The sequence below is a fragment of the Cupriavidus respiraculi genome (genome assembly GCF_914271545.1).
In the GTDB taxonomy this organism is placed as follows: domain Bacteria; phylum Pseudomonadota; class Gammaproteobacteria; order Burkholderiales; family Burkholderiaceae; genus Cupriavidus; species Cupriavidus respiraculi.
The window spans coordinates 14,545-33,336 of sequence record NZ_CAJZAH010000001.1 but is presented as its reverse complement, the minus strand read 5'-3'; the positions used below and the strand labels follow the sequence as shown (position 1 = coordinate 33,336).

The window sequence follows — 18,792 nt, the reverse complement described above, 5'->3', positions numbered from 1 at the left end:
TCAGCGGCGTTCGGCCGCGCGCGGAAACGGCGCCTCCGGCACGGCCGCCGGCTCTTCGAACAGCAGCCGGTGGATACGCTGCGCGCTCGCCTGGAACTCGGCGCTGCCCTGGCTTGCGAGGTCGTACTGATGGCTGTTGAGCTCGGCACGGACGCGCCCGGGGTGCGGCGATAGCAGCAGGATGCGGCTGCCCACCACAAGCGCCTCTTCGATCGAGTGCGTGACGAACAGCAGCGTGAAACCCGCGTCCTCCCACAGAGACAGCAGTTCTTCCTGCATGCGCCGGCGGGTCAGCGCATCGAGCGCGGCGAACGGTTCGTCCATCAGCAGCACCTTGGGCCGCATGGCCAGCGCGCGGGCGATTGCCACACGCTGCTTCATGCCGCCGGACAGCGTATGGGGATAGGCATCGGCGAAGCCCGCAAGGCCAACCTTGCCGAGGAAATGCAGCGCGCAGTCCGACGCCTCGCGCCGCGTCATGCCACCGGCACGCACGAGCGGGAACATGACGTTCTCGCGCACGGTCTGCCAGGGCGGGAGCTGGTCGAACTCCTGGAACACCACCAGCCGGTCCGGCCCTGGCGCGGCGATGCGCCGGCCTTCCAGCCGAATCTCGCCCTCCACCGGCGCCACAAACCCGGCCACGGCCTTGAGCAGGGTGGATTTGCCGCAGCCCGACGGCCCGAGCAGCACGAAGCGATCGCCGCCGTGCACATCGAAGCTGACACGGTGGGTGGCCCTCACCACGCGCTCGGCGGTGCGGTATTCCAGCGAGACGCCGTCCACCTGCAACAGGGGCCCGCCATGGTCCGCGCCGGCGCCCTGCCCCGCCACCACGCGCAAGGTATTGGCCGCCATCTCAGCTGCCCTGCGCCGTCGCCGCATCCTGGAAGAAGTAGTCCTGCCAGGTTTTCGGCTGATTGCGAATGGCGCCGATGCGATGCATGAACTCGGCGAGCGCGAAGGTGTTCTGCGGCGCGATCTTGAACTGCACCTGCGGGTTCTTCAGCACCTTGACCAGCAGCGCGCGGTCGATGCTGGCCTTGTTGACGCGGATATACAGGTCGGCGGCGGCCTCGGGGTTGGCGCTTGCAAAGCTGGCTGCCTCGGCAAGAGCGTCGAGGAAGGCGCGGTAGGTCTTCGGGTTGTCGTTGCGGAAGGCTTCGGTCGCATACAGCACGGTGGCCGAACTGGGGCCGCCCAGCACGTCGTAGGAGTTCAGCACCACGCGCGCGTTCGGGTTGCCGGCCAGTTCCTGCTCCTGGAACGGCGGATTGCCGAAGTGGCCGGTGATTTCCGTGCCGCCGGCGATGATCGCCGCCGCGGCGTCGGGATGCGGCAGCGCCACGGTCCACTTGTCCAGCCGGTTGAATGCCTGGTCGCCCCACTGCTTTGCCGCCGCCAGTTGCAGCACGCGCGACTGCACCGAGACCGAGACCGCGGGAAGCGCGATCCGGTCCTTGTCCGTGAAATCGGCGATCGTCCTGACTTTCGGATTGTTGGTCACCAGGTAGTAGGGAAAATTGCCCAGCGAGGCTACCCCCTTGACGTTCTGCTTGCCGCGCGTGCGGTCCCACACGGTCAGCAACGGGCCCACGCCGGCGCCGGCGATATCGATGGCGCCGGACAGCAGCGCATCGTTGATCGCGGCGCCCCCGGACAGCTGCTTCCACTCCACCTTGATATCGATGCCCTGTTTGCGCCCGTGCTTCTCGATGAGCTGCTGGTCCCGCGCGACATTCAGCAACAGGTAGACGACGCCGAACTGCTCGGCGACACGGATGCGGCCTTCGGCGTGCGCGGTCGCGGGAATGGCCAGCGTGGACACCGCGACGGCGGCGCCGACGCTCAGCGCAGCGGCGCCACGGGCGGCGCGCGACAGCGCCGTCCATGGGAAGAACTTCATGGGCATACGAACTCCGGAATAGGCAGGAAAGCAGGTAGCGTGTGGCGATGGCGCCGGAACGGCGCCCGCAAAGGCGGCGCTCGGCGTACCCCTCAGGCCGGGATGTCGCCTTCGATGGTGGTGCGGTACATCACGCGCCGCATGTGCGACGGACAACCGGCTGCCAGATGCAGCAGCGAGCGGTTGTCCCAGAACACCAGGTCATGCGCCTGCCATCGGTGGCGATAGATGTGTTCCGGCTTCACGCTGTGGGCAAACAGCGCGTCGAGCAGCGCCCGGCTTTCGTCCTCCGGCAGGCCAACGATGCGCGTAGTGAAGTGTTCGCTGACGAACAGCGCCTTGCGGCCGGTTTCGGGATGGGTGCGCACCACCGGCTGCAGCACCGGCTTGACCTGGGCGATCTGCTCCGGCGTCAGGTTGGGGCGCCACGGGCTGCGCTGCTGCAATTCGGCATAGCGGGCCAGATAGGTGTGCTCGGCCTGCCGGCCTTCCACCGCCCGCTTCAGTTCCGCGGGCAACGTCTCCCATGCCGCATGCATGTTGGCGAACAGCGTATCGCCCCCTTGCTCCGGCAGCTCCTGCGCATGGAGAAGCGATCCGAGGCTCGGCTTTTCCTTGTACGACAGGTCCGAATGCCAGAAATGGCCCGCATCGCCCAGGCCGATCGGTTTGCCGTTCTCCAGCACGTTGGACACGATCAGGATTTCCGGATGGCCGGCAAGCTGGAACTGGTGTAGCACATGGATCTGCAGCGGACCGAAACGCCGGCTGAAGGCGATCTGCTGCGCGGGGGTGATGCGCTGCTCGCGGAAAACGAGCACGTGGTAGTCCAGGTGGGCACGGTGAATCCGGGCGAACGCCGCCGCCGACAACGGCCGCGACAGATCCAGGCCCACGATCTGCGCGCCGAGCGGCGCATCCAGCGGCAGGATCTCGAAGTCCTGGTCAGTGGCTGGCAACGATGGCGGCGAGAGAGGGTGGGCAGCGCTGGCGAGCGACAGGGTCGTGGCGGTTGTCATGTCTTCGGTTCAGAAATGGATGACCCCATGCTACGGGCCGCCCCTCGCCGCGACAACGAACGATATCGCCCTCCGTTATCCGGTTTCCGCATAATGCCGGCCCGGCCCCCGCCGTCGATCCGATAGCCAAAGGTGGCCGTCGGCGGCCATCGCGGCAGTTCGGGCGCTGCAACAAAATGGACCGCGCCGCTTGCGCCCTCCGCCTCGCCGGCCTTGCGCGGCGCCATGGCGCGGCGTCGCCGCGGCGCGGCGAAACTGCCGTCACGGGTATTCCCTAAATTGTTGCCAATGAGCGCAGTTCCTAACATGAATCGAGTCACGAACCCTCAGCAGGCGGATCGCCGTTCCGCTCGCGCTGCCACAGGTTCTCCGCATTCAGGTCGTTTCAGGGGTGGGTAGCAACAGTGCGGGACATGTCCGGTCCGACGCCGGCAGTACCCGTATCTTCCAACGAGGCAGGAGACAACATGGCAGCGAAGAGCAAAGGCAAGGCGGTATCCCGCCGGGGTTTTCTGGGAGGCGCGACGGTAGCGGCCGGGGCGGCCACGCTGGGCTTTCCCGCCATCGTCAAGGCGCAGGGTCCGGTCACCATGCGCTGGCAGAGTACATGGCCGACCAAGGACATCTTTCACGAGTTCGCCACCGACTTCGCCACCAAGGTCAACGATATGTCCGGCGGCGACCTGAAGATCGAAGTGCTGCCCGCGGGCGCGGTGGTCAAGGCCTTTGACCTCATCGACGCGGTCAGCAAGGGCACGCTGGACGGCGGCCACGGGGTGATCGCGTACTGGTACGGCAAGAATTCGGCGCTCGCGCTGTGGGGTTCGGGCCCGGCCTGGGGCATGGACGGCAACATGCTGCTCGCCTGGCACAAGTACGGCGGCGGCAAGGAATTGCAGCAGGAGATCTACCGCAGCCTCAACCTCGATGTGGTCTCGTTCCTCTACGGGCCCATGCCGACGCAGCCGCTGGGCTGGTTCAAGAAGCCCATCACCAAGCCGGAGGATTTCAAGGGGCTGAAGTTCCGCACGGTGGGCCTGTCCATCGACATCTTCACGGGCCTGGGCGCCGCGGTGAACGCGCTGCCCGGCGCGGAAATCGTGCCGGCGCTCGACCGCGGCCTGCTGGACGCGGCGGAGTTCAACAACGCCAGTTCGGACCGGGCGCTGGGCTTCCAGGACGTGTCCAAGATCTGCATGCTGCGCAGCTTCCACCAGTCGTCCGAGCAGTTCGAGGTGATCTTCAACAAGAAGCGCTACGACGCGCTGCCCGCGAAGATGAAGGCGCTGATTGCCAACGCCGTGGACGCCGCCTCCGCGGATATGTCGATGAAGGCCATCGACCGCTACTCCAAGGACTACCAGGCGCTGCAACAGCAGGGGGTGAAGTTCTATGCCACGCCCAATTCGGTGCTGCAGGCCCAGTTGAAGATCTGGGACGAGATCGTCGCGCGCAAGGAGAAGGAAAACCCCATGTTCAAGAAGGTGAACGACTCCATGAAGGCCTTCGCCCAGCGCAGCACCAAGTGGCAGAACGACACCGACGTGGACTTCCGCCTGGCCGCCAACCACTACTTCTCCAAGAAGGGCTAGGCCAGCCCGGCCCCGCCCGCGCGCGGGGCTGCCAACGGGATATTTGACGGGGAATCGCCGGCATGCGCGCCACCGCGCGCCGCATGCCGGCCATCAAGGGGACTGGTCCCGTGCAATCGCTACTCTTTTTCATCGACAAGGTGAGCACCTTCGTCGGCAAGGCCGGCGCGTGGCTGATCGTCGCACTCGCGCTGATGATCGGCTACGAAGTCTTCTCGCGCTACGTTCTGGGCGAACCGCATGCGTGGGTGTTCGACGCCAGCAACATGCTGTACGGCGCGCTGTTCATGCTCGCGGGCGCCTATACGCTCGCCAAGAGCGGCCATGTCCGCGGCGACATCCTCTACGGGTTTCTCTCGCCGCGTGCGCAGGCGAGCATTGACCTTGTGCTCTATCTCGCCTTCTTCTTTCCGGGCGTGATCGCACTGGCCTGGGCCGGCATCGACTTCTTCGAGGTCTCGCTCGCGCAGAACGAGCATTCGTCCATCGCGGCGGACGGGCCGCCAATTTATCCGTTCAAGGCCGTGATTCCCGTGGCCGGCGCGCTGCTGCTGCTGCAGGGCCTGGCGGAGGTGATCCGCTGCGTGGTGTGCCTGCGCCGGGGCCATTGGCCACGCCGCGAGGACGATGTGGAGGAGGTCGACGTCGGCAAGCTCAAGGAGATGGTCGGCGTGGAAGACCCCGCGGATGGGGCGCACGCGCGAGGTGCCGCACGATGAGAAAGGAACTGTGGTTCGGCGTGACCCTGATGGCCGCCATCGTGATCGCGGTGTTCGTGTTCATGCCGGCGCCGTCGACGTGGACCAACGGACATCTGGGGCTGCTGATGCTGGCGTTGATCGTCGTGGCGATCATGCTCGGCTTTCCGACCGCCTTCACGCTGATGGGCATGGGCGTGCTGTTCGCCTGGCTGGCCTACCGGCATGCCGACCCGAACATCGCCGTGCAGCAGACGCTGGACCTGATGGTGCAGCGGGCGTACGCCGTGATGACCAACGACGTGCTGATCTCCGTGCCGCTGTTCGTCTTCATGGGATATCTGGTAGAGCGCGCCAACCTGATCGAGCGGCTGTTCCGCAGCCTGCATCTGGCCCTGGCCTGGATTCCGGGCTCGCTCGGCGTGGCGACGCTCGTGACCTGCGCCATCTTCGCCACGGCCACGGGCATCGTCGGTGCGGTGGTTACGCTGATGGGGTTGCTCGCCCTGCCCGCGATGCTGCGCGCGGGCTACAGCACGTCGGTATCGGCCGGCGCGATCACCGCCGGCGGCTGCCTTGGCATCCTGATTCCGCCGTCGGTGCTGCTGATCGTCTATGGGGCGACCGCCGGCGTATCGGTGGTACAGCTCTATGCGGGCGCCTTCTTTCCGGGCCTGATGCTGACCGCGCTGTACATCCTCTATGTCGTGCTGATCGCCAAGCTCAAGCCGCATCTGGCGCCGCCGCTGTCGGCAGAGGAGCGCGCAGTCGCGCTGCCGGCGTTCGCGCTGAGCCTGCGCGATACCATCGGCGACCGCGCGTTGCCAGCGCTGGTCCGGGGCATCAAAGGTCCGCGCAATGCCGGCGTGCCGACCGGGGTGATGCTGCGCCAGCTGGCCATCGTGCTGATGCCGGGTGTGGTGGTGGCGGCGATGTTGGCCGGCATCTACAGCGTGGTGACATCTCCGGTGCCGATCACGCCGGCGGACGAACTGGTGGAGATGGGCAGCCTGGGCAGCAGCGCGGACGTGAGCGTGGACAGCCTGCAGGCGCCGCCGGCCGACGGCTTGCAGCCTCCGCCGGTGGACAGCCTGGAGCCGCCCCCGGCAGACCAGTTGTCACCGCCGCCATCCACGACCGCGCCCGAGGCCCCGGCACCGTCGGGCGCCGCGCCGGCGACGGCGGCCGAAAGCGACACCAACGGCGAGGCGTCCGGGCCGGCCCGGCTGCCGGCCCCGATGTGGTTCTGGATCACGCTTGCCGTGGCGTGCATCGCGCTGCTGTACTTCTATTGGCGTTTCGACTTCGCGCGGCTGGAAATCTTCAAGCTGCTGCTGTCGTCGTTCTTCCCGCTGGCGGTACTGATCCTCGCCGTGCTGGGCTCCATCGTGTTCGGTCTGGCCACGCCCACCGAGGCCGCGGCGGTCGGCTCCGTCGGTGGCGCGGTGCTGGCGGCCGCGTATGGCCGCCTGAACTTCGGCGTGATCAAGGAATCGGTGTTCCTGACCGCCAAGACGAGCGCCATGGTGTGCTGGCTGTTCGTGGGCTCCAGCATCTTTTCCGCGGCCTTCGCGCTGCTGGGGGGACAGGCGCTGGTGGAGGAATGGGTGTTGTCGCTGAACCTGACGCCGGTGCAATTCATGATCCTGGCCCAGGTGGTGATCTTCCTGCTGGGCTGGCCGCTCGAATGGACCGAGATCATCATCATCTTCATGCCGATCTTCATCCCGCTGCTGGACAACTTCGGCATCGATCCGCTGTTTTTCGGGCTGCTGGTGGCGCTGAACCTGCAGACCGCCTTCCTGTCGCCGCCGGTGGCGATGGCGGCGTTCTACCTGAAGGGCGTGGCGCCGCCACACGTCACGCTGAACCAGATCTTCGGCGGCATGCTGCCGTTCATGGCGATCCAGGTGGTCGCGCTGGTACTGCTGTATGTGTTTCCCGAGATCGGGTTGTGGCTGCCTACGGTGTTGTATCGGTGAGCGGGGGTGGGACTTCGTGGGGGCGGTCGCCCTCCGTCCCTCTGCCGCAGGCGGGGAAAGGGAAGCAAACCCGCGGTGGCCTCACTGTCCCGCTCGCGGGACAGGGCCGGGGCGAGGGTGACCCTTCGCAATAGCGGCACGCCCCGCCCATTGCCCATCCCGCCCAATCTCGCCTATCCTCAGCACGAGGTAACGACGGCGCACAGCGGCGCTGCATCGGGGACAAGATGGAAAAGACCGCATTCGTATTTGCCGGGGGCGGCAGTCTGGGCGCGATCGAGGCCGGCATGCTGCGCGAGCTGGTGGCCTGGGGCATGACCCCGGACTTCGTGGTCGGCGCATCGGCCGGCGCCATCAACGGCGCCTACTTCGCCTGCAATCCGCATGTGGAAGGCACGCGCACGCTGGAGGCGCTGTGGCGCACCATCCGCCGTGCGGAGGTGATGCCGTGGACCTGGGCGGGCATAGTGAACATGCTGCGCGGCCGGCGCCATCATCTGGTCGAGCCCATCGGGCTGCATCGTCTGCTGAGCCGGCATTTCGGCGACAAGCGGGTCGAGTCCGCCTCCCTGCCGCTGCACGTGGTGGCGACCGACATGAAGACCGGCGAGGAGGTGGTGCTGTCCTCCGGCACCATCGTCGACTCCGTGCTGGCCAGCGCCGCCATCCCGGGCGTCTTTCCGCCCGTGCAGATTGGCGGCCGTGCGCTGATCGACGGGGGCGTGGCCAACAATACGCCGGTGTCGACCGCCATCCGGCTGGGCGCCACCCGTATCGTGGTGCTGCCCGCGGGCTTTGCCTGCGCGATGCGCCGCGAGCCGCGCGGGCCCATCGAGCATGCCTTCAATGCGCTGTCGCTGCTGGTCGCGCGGCAGCTGGTGCAGGATCTGGAGAGGTGGTCCGACCACGCGCATATCTCCGTGGTGCCGCCGCTGTGCCCGCTCGACGTATCGCCCTACGACTACTCGCAGTGCGGCCCGTTGATCGACCGCGCGGCCGCCGCCACCATGGCGTGGCTGAAGGCCGACGGACTGGCGGCGCGGCATGTGCCCGGCGCCCTGCATCCGCACACGCACGACGCCGAGAATCCCAGCTGCAGCGTGGATCTGCATACCACCGCACCGCATTAGCGGCGCCGCGTCGGCCATGCCTGTTGGCCGCGCGCGCTAATGGAAGTCCCGGCTGTTCGCCACCAGCCTGCCCAGCAGATGGCTCAGGTCCACCAGTTCGTGGGCCACCAGGTGCCTCACCTCGCCCTGCCGCTGCCAGATGCCGGTCACCCCAAGCAACGGCGCGCCCAGCACTTCCTTGCGCTGCCGCTCCACCAAATCGGGCCACAGGATCACGTTGATCGAGCCGGTTTCGTCCTCGATCGACGCGAAGATGGTGCCGCTCGCGGTGGACGGGCGCTGGCGCACGGTGACGATGCCGCAGGCGCGCACCTTGCGCCCGTTGCCGCAGCGCGCCAGATCCTGCGCCGTGACGAAACCCATCGCCGCCAGCCGCCGGCGCAGCAGCGCAAGCGGATGCGCCTTCAGCGACAGACCCAGGCTGGCGTAGTCGTCCACCAGTTCCTCGCCCAGGCGCGGCGCCGGCAGCGACAGTTCGCTCTCGGCCGGCGGGGCGTCGTAGAGCAGGTCCCGATGCGATGCCTGCACCGCGGCGGCGCGCGCCTGCCAGCGCGCCTGGCGGCGATGGCCGGCGAGCGCGGCCAGCGCGTCGGCGGCGGCCAGCACGTCGATATCGTGGCGGTCCAGCCGGGCGCGCAGCACCAGGTCCTCCACGCTCGCGAACGGCCGCGCGTCGCGCGCGGCGACGATGCGCAGCGCCGCGGCCTCGCGCATGCCCCCGACCCGGTTCAGGCCCAGCCGAACATCGGGATGCGGCTGGCCGGGCCGCGCCTCCAGCGTGCTGTCCCACTGGCTCACCGTCACGTCGACCGGCTGCGTGTGCACGCCGTGGCGCCGCGCATCCTGCACCAGCTGCGAGGGCGAATAGAAGCCCATCGGCTGGCTGTTGAGCAAGGCGCAGAGAAACGCCGCCGGATGATGGCACTTGATCCAGGCGCTGATATAGACGAGCTTGGCAAAGCTGGCCGCGTGGCTTTCCGGGAAACCGTATTCGCCGAAGCCCTCGATCTGCTTGCAGATCGCCTGCGCGAAGGCCTCCGGGTAGCCGTTGCGCGTCAGCGCCCGCACCAGGGCGGCCTGGTGCCGCTGCAGATCGCCCTTGCGCCGCCACGCCGCCATCGAACGGCGCAACTGGTCGGCCTGTCCCGGCGTGAAGCCGGCCGCATCGATCGCCAGCTGCATCACCTGCTCCTGGAAGATCGGCACGCCCAGCGTGCGGCCCAGCACGTTGCGGATGACCTCGTCCTCGTACACCGGCGGCTTGCCGGTGCGCCGCATCTGCTCGCGCCGCTTCAGGTAGGGATGCACCATGCCGCCCTGGATCGGGCCGGGCCGCACGATGGCCACCTGCACCACCAGGTCGTAGTACTGGCGGGGCTGCAGCCGCGGCAGCATCGATTGCTGGGCGCGCGACTCCACCTGGAACACGCCGATGCTATCGGCATGGCACAGCATCTCGTAGGTTGCCTTGTCGTCCTGCGGGATATCCTCCATCCGGCACGTCTCGCCCCGCTGCGGGGCGCCGGGCCGCGGAACCAGCGCGAGCGCCCGGCGTATCGCGGTGAGCATGCCCAGCGCCAGCACGTCGACCTTGAGCAGGCCCAGCGACTCCAGGTCGTCCTTGTCCCATTGGATCACGCTGCGATCCTTCATCGCGGCGTTTTCGATCGGCACCAGCCGCGACAGCTTGTGCCGCGCGATCACGAAGCCGCCCACATGCTGCGACAGATGGCGCGGAAAGCCGCGCAACTGCTCGGTCAGGCTGGCCCACTGCCGCACCGCCGGCGCATCCGGGTCAAGTCCGTAGCGGGTGATGCGGTTCATGAATTCGGCGCCGCTGTCCCACCACGCCTGCCCCTTGACCACCTGCTCCACGATACCGGGGTCGATACCCAACGCCCGCCCCACGTCGCGCAGCGCGCTGCGCGCGCGATAGGTGATCAGCGACGCGGCCAGCGCGGCGCGGTGGCGTCCGTACTTCTCGTAGATGTACTGGATCACCTCCTCGCGCCGCTGGTGCTCGAAATCGACATCGATATCGGGCGGCTCGTCGCGTTCACGCGAGATAAAGCGGCCGAACAGCAGATTGGTCTGCTGCGGGCTCACCTCGGTGATGTACAGGCAATAGCAGACCACCGAATTGGCGGCCGAGCCGCGGCCCTGGCACAGGATCTGGCGGCTGCGCGCGAAGCGCACGATGTCGTAGACGGTGAGGAAGAACGGCTCGTACCGCTTCTCCTCGATCAGCTGGAATTCGTCCTCCAGCCGCTCGCGCACCGAAGCCGGCACGCCCCCCGGATAGCGCAACGCGGCACCGGCCAGCGTCTGCTCGCGCAGATAGCCGATCGGCGTCTGGCCCGCGGGCACCAGTTCCTCTGGGTACTCGTAGCGCAGCGCGTCCAGCGAGAAATCGCAGGCCGCCGCGATGCGCAGCGTCTGCGCCAGCGCCTCGGCCGGATACAGGCGCGACAGCCGCTGGCGCATGCGCAGATGCTGCTCGGCATTGGACGCCAGCGCCATGCCGCACTGGGGCAGCGGCTGGCTCAGGCGGATCGCGGTCACCACGTCGGCGAGCGGCTTGCGCGAGCGCACATGCATGGTGACGGCGCCCGCCGCCGCGAGCGGCACGCCGGTCTCGGCCGAAACCGTTTCGAGCCGGACGCGGTGCAGCGCATCGGCGTGCCCCTGCAACAGCTCCAGCGCGATCGACACGCGGTCGCCGAAAACGCCGCGGCACCAGTTCACCTGCTCGCGCAACACGTCTGGTTCCACGCAGTAGTCCGGCAGCAGCAGCGCCTGGCACCCCGGCATGCCGCGCAGGTGCGCCTGCGCCGGCTGGGGCTCGGCCAGGTCTTCGGGATGCAGCAGATAGCTGCCCTTTTCCGCCCGCGTGCGGCCCAGCGTAATGAACTCGCACAGGTTGCCGAAGCCGTCGCGGTCCTGCGCGATCAGCACCAGCGTCAGCGGCGACAGCGTGGACGGTGCGCCGGCCAGCGGCCCCTGGGCGGTCAGCCTGAACCGGCTGCCGATCAGCAGATTGAAATCCTCGGCGGCCCGCGCGCGGGCCTGCAGGCGGTGATGGCGGCGCAAGCGCTCCTGCAGCGCCGCGCCATGTCCGCCACCTCGCAGCGCCGCCATCGCCGTCAGCGTGGCAAGGGTGGCGTCGAAGGGCGCACGGTGCGGCTCGCCCTGGGCGCCCTGGGCGCCCTGGCCGCCCTGGCCCCCAATCCCCCCGTTGCCAGCGCTTTCCCCGTTGCGATAGGCATGGGCCTCCGCTTCCACCTCCGCCTCGATATCGTCCCACTCGAGATCCTCGTCGTGGTCCTCGTCATCGACGGCGTCGCCCCGCGCCAGCCGCGCCGCGCTGCGGGCCACCGCCTCGCGGGCCCTCTCGCGCAGGGTCTTGAGCGCATGGTGCGCCCGCGCCGTACCGGCCACCGAGCACTCGTCCGTCAACGCCAGCCCGCGATAGCCGAGCGCGAACGCGCGCTCGAGCAACTCGCCCGGATGCGACGCACCCGTCAGGAACGTGAAGTTCGATATGCAGTGCAGCTCGACATAGTCGGGCAGCGAGGGAAAGAGGCCCGCCAGCGAGGGCGGTGGGAAATGCGAGGACACGGCGCTTGCGCCCAAACCCGCTGTCGGCAGCTGCAAAAATATGCCGCTTCAGGCTCAAACAGCGAGAGAGGGATGACGATGTTGGATACTGTATGTTTATACAGTATCTCACAGGACGGCATGCCGGCGAAGCCAGCGCCCGGCGATGCGCTTACGGCGCCGCCCCGCCGGCCATCAGCACCAGATCCGCAATCGCCTTGCCCCCCGCCGACACGTGGCTGCGCATGGCCTCGGCCGCCATGTCGGGGTTGCCGGCCAGCACCGCCTCCACCACGAGGCCGTGCTCGCGGTAGGAACTGGGGACGCGCGCCGGACTGATCAGTCCCTTCCGGTTGCCATAGATCGCCAGCCGCCGGCGCAACTGCACGATCTGTTCGGCGAGAAACGCGTTGGCGGTCGCCTGGTACAGCACGTCGTGAAAGCGTTGGTTGGCCTCGACGTAGCCAGGCGTATCGCCGGCTTCCACATAACGGCCCGCATCTTCGTGCGCCCGCACGAGGACGTTCTTGCCGGCCTCCGAGATGCGCTGCGTGGCCAGGCGCGCCACCACCCCTTCCATCTCGGCGAGCGTCTCGAACATCGCCACCAGTTCGGCGGCCGTCGGCTTGTGCACGAAGATGCCGGCGCGCGGCACGATGGTGACCAGCCCCTGCGCCGCCAGCATCAGCAGCGCCTCGCGCACCGGCGTGCGCGAACTCTCGAATTCCTCGGCCAGAGCCCGTTCGTCCAGCTGCGAGCCGGGCGTCAGACGCCCCGAATGGATGGCGGACACGACGGATTCGCGAATACGGTCTTGAAGTGATTGCACGGGGTATACCCTTGTTTGCGCGGTTTCTCTTATATCTATACCCTTCGTAGATATATCAATAGCGAAACCAGATATATCTCGCGATGAATGATACCCCGCAACTGACCGTCGAAGGCGCGGTCGCCACCATCACGCTGCGCCGCCCCGACGTGGCGAACCGGCTCAGTCCCGCCGATCTCCACGCCCTGCAACGTCACCTCGACACGGTCAATGCGACCGACAGCGTGCTGGTCCTGCGCTTTGCCAGCACCGGCAAGTACTTTTGCAGCGGCTACGACATTGGCGCGCTCGGTGGCGCCGCCGAGGAAGGCGCCGTGGTGTTCGGCGACGTCATGGACGCCATCGAGAACGCGCGCCCGGTCACGATCGCGGCGATCCAGGGCGGCGTCTATGGCGGCGCCACCGACCTTTGCCTGGCCTGCGACTTCCGCATCGGGGTACCCGAGTGCGACATGTTCATGCCAGCCGCCCGGCTGGGTCTGCATTTCTATCGCGGCGGCCTGGAGCGCTATGTCAGCCGGCTGGGCCTGAACGCCGCCAAGCGGCTGTTCCTGACCGCCAAGCGGATCGATGCGGACACCATGCTGCAAGTGGGCTTCCTGACCGAGCTCGTTCCGGCCGACGCACTGGCCGCGCGCGTGGAAGCGCTGAGCGACACGCTGGCCGGCATGGCGCCGATCGCGCTGCTCGGCATGAAGCAGCACCTGAATGCGATTTCCCGCGGGGCGTTGGACACGGCGGCACTCCAGCGGGATATGCGGCGCTCGGAATCCTCGGAGGACATCCGGGAAGGAGCGGCGGCCTGGAAGGAAAAGAGGCCACCGGTTTTCAAGGGCAAGTAGCGATACAGCTGCAGCCGATCACAGGAGACAAGGACGATGACGACAAAGAACATCTGGCTGGCAGTCGCGGCCATCACGCTGGCAGGCACGGCCGCGGCGCAGGAACACTACCCCAACCGGCCGATCCGCATCGTGATCGGCTTCCCCGCCGGCGGCGGTGCCGACAACACCGCCCGGCTCTATGGCGATGCCCTCAGCCGTGAACTGGGCCAGCCCGTGCTGATCGAGAACAAGCCCGGAGCGGGCACGACCATCGCGGCCGACACCGTCGCGAAGGCCGCACCCGATGGCTACACGCTGTACATCGCTACGGCCAGCGTCATGGGCGGCGACAAGGTGCTCTACAAGAACATCAAGTACGAGCCGTCCGACTTCATTCCCATCACGCGTCTCGTGTCCGCGCCGCTGGTGCTGGCGGTCAACAAGGACGCCGGCATTACCAGCGTGGCGGACCTGATCGCCAAGGCGAAGGCCAAACCCGGCGCCCTGAACTATTCGTCGTCGGGCAACGGCGTCATCACGCATCTGGCCGGCGTGCAGTTCAGCAAGATGACCGGCGTGCAGATGGCGCATGTCCCCTACAAGGGCGGCGCCCCTTCCGCACAGGCGGTTGGGGCCGGCGACGTGCAGCTGACGTTCGCCACCGCCCCTTCCATCCAGCCGATGATCGAAAGCGGCAAGGCCGTGGGCATCGCCGTGACTTCGGCAAAGCGCTCGGCCGCCATGCCGCAGTACCCGACCATCGCCGAAGGCGGCGTCCAGGGCTACGACATCTCGGCCTGGTACGGCCTGTTTGCCCCGGCCAAGACGCCGCAGGCCATCGTGGACAAGCTGTTCGCCGCCTCGGCCAAGGTCCTCGCCAATCCCGAACTGAAGAAGAAGTTCATGGCGCATGGCGACGAGGTGGCGCCTTCAACGTCGCAAGCCGAATTCAAGGAGTTCGCCGCGCGCGAAGGCAAGATCGGCGTGGACCTGGCCATGTCGAGCGGCGCCAAGCTGGATTGAACGAGGACACACCGTGAACCCAAGCCCTTCCCTCCCGCTGGCCGGCATTACCGTCGTCGATCTGACGCGGGTGCTGTCCGGCCCCTACTGCACGATGATGCTGGCCGACCTCGGCGCGCGCGTCATCAAGGTCGAGAACCCGGACGGAGGCGACGACTCGCGGCACGTCGGGCCGTTCATCGACGGCGAGTCGGCGTATTTCGCCTCGATCAACCGCAACAAGGAATCCATCGCGCTGGATCTGAAGCAGGCCGACGACAGGCGGCTGCTCGATGCGATGCTCGACAAGGCCGATATCCTCGTCGAGAACTTCCGCGCCGGCGTGATGGAGAAGCTCGGCTACACGTGGGACGCGCTGCACGCGAAGTATCCGCGGCTGGTCTATGCCTCGATCTCCGGCTTCGGGCAAACCGGTCCCTATCGCAACCGGCCCGCCTACGACATGGTCGTGCAGGCCATGGGCGGGCTCATGAGCGTCACCGGCGAAGCGGGCGGCAGCCCGTCGCGCGTGGGCGTGTCCATCGGGGATATCGGCGCCGGGCTCTACGCGACCATCGGCATTCAGTCGGCCTTGCTCAAGCGCGCGCATACGGGAACCGGCGAGCGGGTCGACATCTCGATGCTCGACTGCCAGGTGGCCCTGCTGGAGAATCCGATCGCGCGCTATTCCGCGACGGGACAGGTGCCGGCACCGCTCGGCACCCGCCATCCGTCGATCACGCCATTCGACATGTTCACCACGGGCGACGGCTTTATCGTCGTGGCGGTGGGCAACGATGCGCTGTTCCGGCGGCTATGCGAGGCACTGGACCGGCCCGAATGGGCAGCGGACCCGCGGTTCGACAGCGTGAAGGCGCGCAACGACAACCATGTCGCGCTCAAGGCCTGCCTGGACGAGCGCCTGAGCGCGGCGACGACCGCGCACTGGGCCACGGTGCTCGAGGCCGCGGGCGTTCCGCACGGGCCGCTGAACACGGTGCCCGAGTTGCTCGACAACCCGCATGTGCAGGCGCGCGACATGCTGCTCGACGTCACGATCGGCGACGGCAAATCGCTGCGCATCGCCGGCAACCCGATCAAGCTGGGCACGGCCACGCGGTTGGACAACGTGAAAAATCCGCCGAAGCTCGACGAGCATCGGCACAGATTGGTGAGGGAGTTTGGCGTCTGAACGCGACTACGACTTCGCGAACAACGCCTCCCGGCAATGCGTCATCGCATCCCGGATCATGAAGTTCACCAGCGTCGGGGACACACCGAGCGTCGCGGCGATATCCTTCTGCGTCATCCCGCGAATGCGATACATCTCGAATGCCATCTGCGTGCGTTCGGGCAGTTCGGCCAGCGCCTGCGTCACGGTGCCGAGCGCTTCGCGGCCCAGGGAGATGGCCTCGGGCGAGGCGGCATCGCTGGAAACCAGCAGACCGTCCTCCTCGCTGCCGGCATGCCGCTGCTCGAGAGCCGCACGGCGGTGCCGATCGATGGCAAGATTGCGCACGGTCTGGAACAGATAGCCAACCGGCTGGCGGACGATGATTCCGTTGTCCTGGTCCAGCAGCTTGACGAAGGTGTCCTGCACCACGTCTTCCGCGCCGGCGCGGCATCCGAGGATGCGCGCCGCCGCGTCTATCAGGGCCCGGCGGTAGCTGACAAAGGCGCCGAACAGATCCTGGCTCATCTGCCGCGGTTCCGCTGCCGCGCGGGTCTCGGTGATCGACTGCTCGTTCATCTTCTCCCCCCACGTAAATCGACGGTCATCCTAGCTCAAATAGGAATCATTCGCAATTAAGCATTATTGAACACTGATCTGGAAGCGAACAGATTTGCCGATTTTTCCAAGGCGCGGGGAGTCGCCGGGCAACGTTACCCGGCGGAGATGACAGAAGCGAGTCGGAGATGGGGATCCGGGATGGGGATGGGAGCGAGCCCCGGAGGCTCAGCTACCGTGGACGAAGCGATCGTCGGACGGCGGCATCAGGCGTTGCTCCAGCGCCGCCTGGAATTCGGGTGCCAGCGCGCCGGTGGCCTGCCAGACATGGAGCGCCTGGCGAAACGCCTCGACATGGCCACCGGACTGGTCCAGCCATTGCAGGAGGCGCCGCTGGCCCTCGGCATCGAGCATGCCATCGCGCATCAGCATGACCCAATCGAGGGCCTGTTCCCAGGCGGGGTCCGTGCCAGACGACCGTAAATCGACCACGTAAAGCTCTCCTGAAGCCTTGTTCCATGCCGGCTTCCCTGAGACGGCGACTGTTACGCGATTGTACTCATTTCGTCGCGCACGTTACCTAAAGGACACCAACCGCTGACTTCAGCCCTATGCGGCACGCTGCCGGACCTCGGTTGAGGTATCGGCGGGCGCGATATCGTCGCGCTCGCGCAGTTGCCCGTTCTCCAGCGCGAGCACCCGGTCGCCGCACTCGAAATAGCGGTCGTCATGCGAGATGACCAGCACCGCCTTGCCCTGCGCGCGCAGCTCGGGAAGGATCTCGCGATAGAAGATGGTCTTGAATGCGGGGTCCTGGTCCGCCGCCCATTCGTCGAGCACGATCACCGGGCGCTCCTCCAGGCAGGCGGCGACGAGCGCGAGACGTTTGCGCTGCCCTTGCGAGAGCGCGAGCGTGGAGAACACGCCGTTGCTTACCGTGACCTTGTGCTGCAGTTGCAGACGCTGGATCAGCCGGTTGGCCCGGTCGTCCAGCGTCGCGCCGGACAGCCCGATCAGGCTGTCGAACAGATGGAAGTCGCTGAACACCGCGGTACACAGTTGCCGGTGGCGCTCGCGGCCCGCCATGCCGGAGAGCGTTTCGCCGTCGACGGCAACCGTCCCGGCCTCCGGGTCGTACAGTCCCACCAACAGCTTGGCAAGCGTGGTCTTGCCCGTGCCGTTGCCGCCGACCAGGAAGACGATCTCACCGGCGCGCAGCGCCAGGTCCAGCGGCCCCAACGTAAAGGCCCCCTCCTCCTGCTCGCGGAAATACCGATGGCTGACCTGGTGCAGCGACAGTTCGCGAAAGGAAGGTACCGGCGAGGGCTGTGCCCCCTCGTCCGCCTGTCCGGCAAGCCCCGCATCGGGCTCCTCTTCCGGCAACGTGCCCGTGGTCTCGATGATCCGCTGATAGGCAACGCGCGCCATGCTCAGGTGCGGCAGGCTGTTCAGCAGCCCCTCCAGCGGCGCCATCATGTACAGGAACACCAGCGTATAGCCGCTGGCGACCCCGGCATCGGCGCCGAGCGGGCGATGAACGAGGAACAGGATCACGCCGATCACGGCGAAGAACAGCGTGCTGCCGATGGTCAGCGACAGATACAGCAGCGACAGGCCCGCGGTGCGGTTGTGCCGCACCGCGCCGATCGCCTCGGCAAGCGGCCCGTTCGCAAAGCCGTGGCGCCGCGCGCGATTGAGCTTGAGTTCCTTGGCGCCCGCGAAGATGGCGCCGAAGTGCGACACCAGTACGTCCTGCCACTTGCCCGCCTCGCGCAGATAGCGCTGCGAGCGTTTGCGGCTGGCCTGGTAGCAGAACGAACCGGCCGTCACGGCCACCAGCGCGAACAGGAACACTTCCCACGACAGGTAGGCGAGGTATCCCAGACAGCCGAGCACGATGGTGCCGTTCATCACGATGAACGGCATGGCGACCAGCAGCGTCGCCACGTGGTTGGTATCGTCGCCCAGCAGCGCCAGCCCGCGGCTCGCGCCGATGCGTTCAAGGTCCGGGTACGGCGCGCCGAGCAGGCGCGCGCCGATATGCTCGCGCAGGCGAGCCAGCACGGTCTGATTGAGCCGCACGAACAGCATCAGCGCCGCGGTGCGGCACAGCAGCACCGCCACGGCCAGCGCGGCGAAGCGCAGTCCCAGCCCGCCCAGCTCGGCCGGGGTCGCGGACAACGCGCGATTGATGGTGGCGATCAGCGCCACGGAGGCGGCCCCACCGGCGAGGCTGGCCACAGTCGCGCTGGCCAGCAGCCGGCCCGAGGCCTCGAACAGCACGCTGCGCAGGGAAGGAATGGCGGTCACGGCGTTGGCTCTCACATGGATGGGTTCAGACAGGTGACGAACGACGCCGCGCGCGAATTAGGCCAGCGCGCCGCGCGGTGGCCCCAAAACAAAAAACGCGGCGTATCCGTCGATACGCCGCGCTCCGGACTGGATCACGGGAACAAGGGCCGGCGGCGGTCGATCCCGCCGCCG

General features: G+C 67.4%; 15 protein-coding genes. 7 read left to right on the top strand and 8 right to left on the bottom strand.

Translation table 11 applies throughout. The annotated features are described in order from the left end of the window. The 3 genes from LDO27_RS00095 to LDO27_RS00085 form a co-directional block, all read right to left on the bottom strand. Positions 1–858 (bottom strand): ABC transporter ATP-binding protein, encoded by an 858-nt coding sequence (locus LDO27_RS00095; RefSeq protein ID WP_224038888.1) that lies wholly within the window; start codon positions 856–858, stop codon positions 1–3. Between the two features lies 1 nt (position 859). Continuing rightward, a complete protein-coding gene (locus LDO27_RS00090; RefSeq protein WP_224040733.1) occupies positions 860–1,906 on the bottom strand; it encodes an ABC transporter substrate-binding protein in 1,047 nt (348 codons plus the stop codon). Positions 1,907–1,998: 92 nt separating this feature from the next. Further along, positions 1,999–2,925, bottom strand: a complete 927-nt coding sequence (locus LDO27_RS00085; protein ID WP_224038887.1) for a TauD/TfdA dioxygenase family protein — start codon at positions 2,923–2,925, stop codon at positions 1,999–2,001. 467 nt (positions 2,926–3,392) lie between these two features. Here LDO27_RS00085 and LDO27_RS00080 point away from each other — a divergent pair, with 467 nt between their 5' ends. From LDO27_RS00080 to LDO27_RS00065, 4 genes are all read left to right on the top strand, one after another. Beyond that, positions 3,393–4,517 carry a TRAP transporter substrate-binding protein gene (locus LDO27_RS00080; RefSeq protein ID WP_224038886.1) on the top strand — a complete coding sequence of 375 codons (1,125 nt, stop codon included), beginning with the start codon at positions 3,393–3,395 and terminating at the stop codon, positions 4,515–4,517. Positions 4,518–4,627: 110 nt separating this feature from the next. Continuing rightward, the gene (locus LDO27_RS00075; protein ID WP_222209342.1) at positions 4,628–5,236 is read left to right on the top strand and encodes a TRAP transporter small permease subunit; all 609 of its coding nucleotides are present in this window, start codon (positions 4,628–4,630) and stop codon (positions 5,234–5,236) included. After that, positions 5,233–7,197: a TRAP transporter large permease gene (locus LDO27_RS00070; protein WP_224038885.1), complete on the top strand. Its 1,965-nt coding sequence runs from the start codon at positions 5,233–5,235 to the stop codon at positions 7,195–7,197. Before LDO27_RS00075 ends, LDO27_RS00070 begins: the two co-directional genes overlap by 4 nt. 227 nt (positions 7,198–7,424) lie before the next feature. After that, complete coding sequence (locus LDO27_RS00065) at positions 7,425–8,327, top strand: patatin-like phospholipase family protein (RefSeq protein ID WP_222209346.1); 903 nt, start codon at positions 7,425–7,427, stop codon at positions 8,325–8,327. A gap of 36 nt (positions 8,328–8,363) precedes the next feature. Here LDO27_RS00065 and LDO27_RS00060 read toward each other — a convergent pair whose 3' ends face one another. Further along, a complete protein-coding gene (locus LDO27_RS00060) occupies positions 8,364–11,945 on the bottom strand; it encodes an error-prone DNA polymerase (RefSeq protein WP_224038883.1) in 3,582 nt (1,193 codons plus the stop codon). 151 nt (positions 11,946–12,096) lie between these two features. After that, positions 12,097–12,753 carry a GntR family transcriptional regulator gene (locus tag LDO27_RS00055; RefSeq protein WP_224038881.1) on the bottom strand — a complete coding sequence of 219 codons (657 nt, stop codon included), beginning with the start codon at positions 12,751–12,753 and terminating at the stop codon, positions 12,097–12,099. An 83-nt stretch (positions 12,754–12,836) separates the two neighbouring features. On the opposite strand from LDO27_RS00055, the gene LDO27_RS00050 reads away from it, so the two are divergent. From LDO27_RS00050 to LDO27_RS00040, 3 genes are read left to right on the top strand one after another with little or no spacing between them, the layout of a single operon-like run. After that, positions 12,837–13,595: an enoyl-CoA hydratase/isomerase family protein gene (locus LDO27_RS00050; protein WP_224038880.1), complete on the top strand. Its 759-nt coding sequence runs from the start codon at positions 12,837–12,839 to the stop codon at positions 13,593–13,595. Between the two features lie 36 nt (positions 13,596–13,631). After that, the gene (locus tag LDO27_RS00045) at positions 13,632–14,600 is read left to right on the top strand and encodes a Bug family tripartite tricarboxylate transporter substrate binding protein (protein WP_224038878.1); all 969 of its coding nucleotides are present in this window, start codon (positions 13,632–13,634) and stop codon (positions 14,598–14,600) included. Positions 14,601–14,613: 13 nt separating this feature from the next. Further along, on the top strand, positions 14,614–15,771 hold the full coding sequence (locus tag LDO27_RS00040; RefSeq protein WP_224038876.1) for a CaiB/BaiF CoA transferase family protein: 1,158 nt from the start codon (positions 14,614–14,616) through the stop codon (positions 15,769–15,771). A gap of 6 nt (positions 15,772–15,777) precedes the next feature. Here the strand turns inward: LDO27_RS00040 and LDO27_RS00035 are convergent, their stop codons facing one another. The 3 genes from LDO27_RS00035 to LDO27_RS00025 form a co-directional block, all read right to left on the bottom strand. Then, on the bottom strand, positions 15,778–16,329 hold the full coding sequence (locus LDO27_RS00035; RefSeq protein ID WP_290368783.1) for an RNA polymerase factor sigma-70: 552 nt from the start codon (positions 16,327–16,329) through the stop codon (positions 15,778–15,780). 207 nt (positions 16,330–16,536) lie between these two features. Beyond that, complete coding sequence (locus tag LDO27_RS00030; protein WP_222209359.1) at positions 16,537–16,800, bottom strand: FecR/PupR family sigma factor regulator; 264 nt, start codon at positions 16,798–16,800, stop codon at positions 16,537–16,539. A 117-nt stretch (positions 16,801–16,917) separates the two neighbouring features. Beyond that, positions 16,918–18,618 carry a cyclic peptide export ABC transporter gene (locus tag LDO27_RS00025; protein WP_224038875.1) on the bottom strand — a complete coding sequence of 567 codons (1,701 nt, stop codon included), beginning with the start codon at positions 18,616–18,618 and terminating at the stop codon, positions 16,918–16,920. Positions 18,619–18,792 lie beyond the last annotated feature (174 nt).

Bases quoted from the DNA above. Each gene is read 5' to 3' on its own strand.
- LDO27_RS00095 (WP_224038888.1), bottom strand. From the start codon at position 858: ATGGCGGCCAATACCTTGCGCGTGGTGGCGGGGCAGGGCGCCGGCGCG.
- LDO27_RS00090 (WP_224040733.1), bottom strand. From the start codon at position 1,906: ATGAAGTTCTTCCCATGGACGGCGCTGTCGCGCGCCGCCCGTGGCGCC.
- LDO27_RS00085 (WP_224038887.1), bottom strand. From the start codon at position 2,925: ATGACAACCGCCACGACCCTGTCGCTCGCCAGCGCTGCCCACCCTCTC.
- LDO27_RS00080 (WP_224038886.1), top strand. From the start codon at position 3,393: ATGGCAGCGAAGAGCAAAGGCAAGGCGGTATCCCGCCGGGGTTTTCTG.
- LDO27_RS00070 (WP_224038885.1), top strand. From the start codon at position 5,233: ATGAGAAAGGAACTGTGGTTCGGCGTGACCCTGATGGCCGCCATCGTG.
- LDO27_RS00065 (WP_222209346.1), top strand. From the start codon at position 7,425: ATGGAAAAGACCGCATTCGTATTTGCCGGGGGCGGCAGTCTGGGCGCG.
- LDO27_RS00050 (WP_224038880.1), top strand. From the start codon at position 12,837: ATGAATGATACCCCGCAACTGACCGTCGAAGGCGCGGTCGCCACCATC.
- LDO27_RS00045 (WP_224038878.1), top strand. From the start codon at position 13,632: ATGACGACAAAGAACATCTGGCTGGCAGTCGCGGCCATCACGCTGGCA.
- LDO27_RS00035 (WP_290368783.1), bottom strand. From the start codon at position 16,329: ATGAACGAGCAGTCGATCACCGAGACCCGCGCGGCAGCGGAACCGCGG.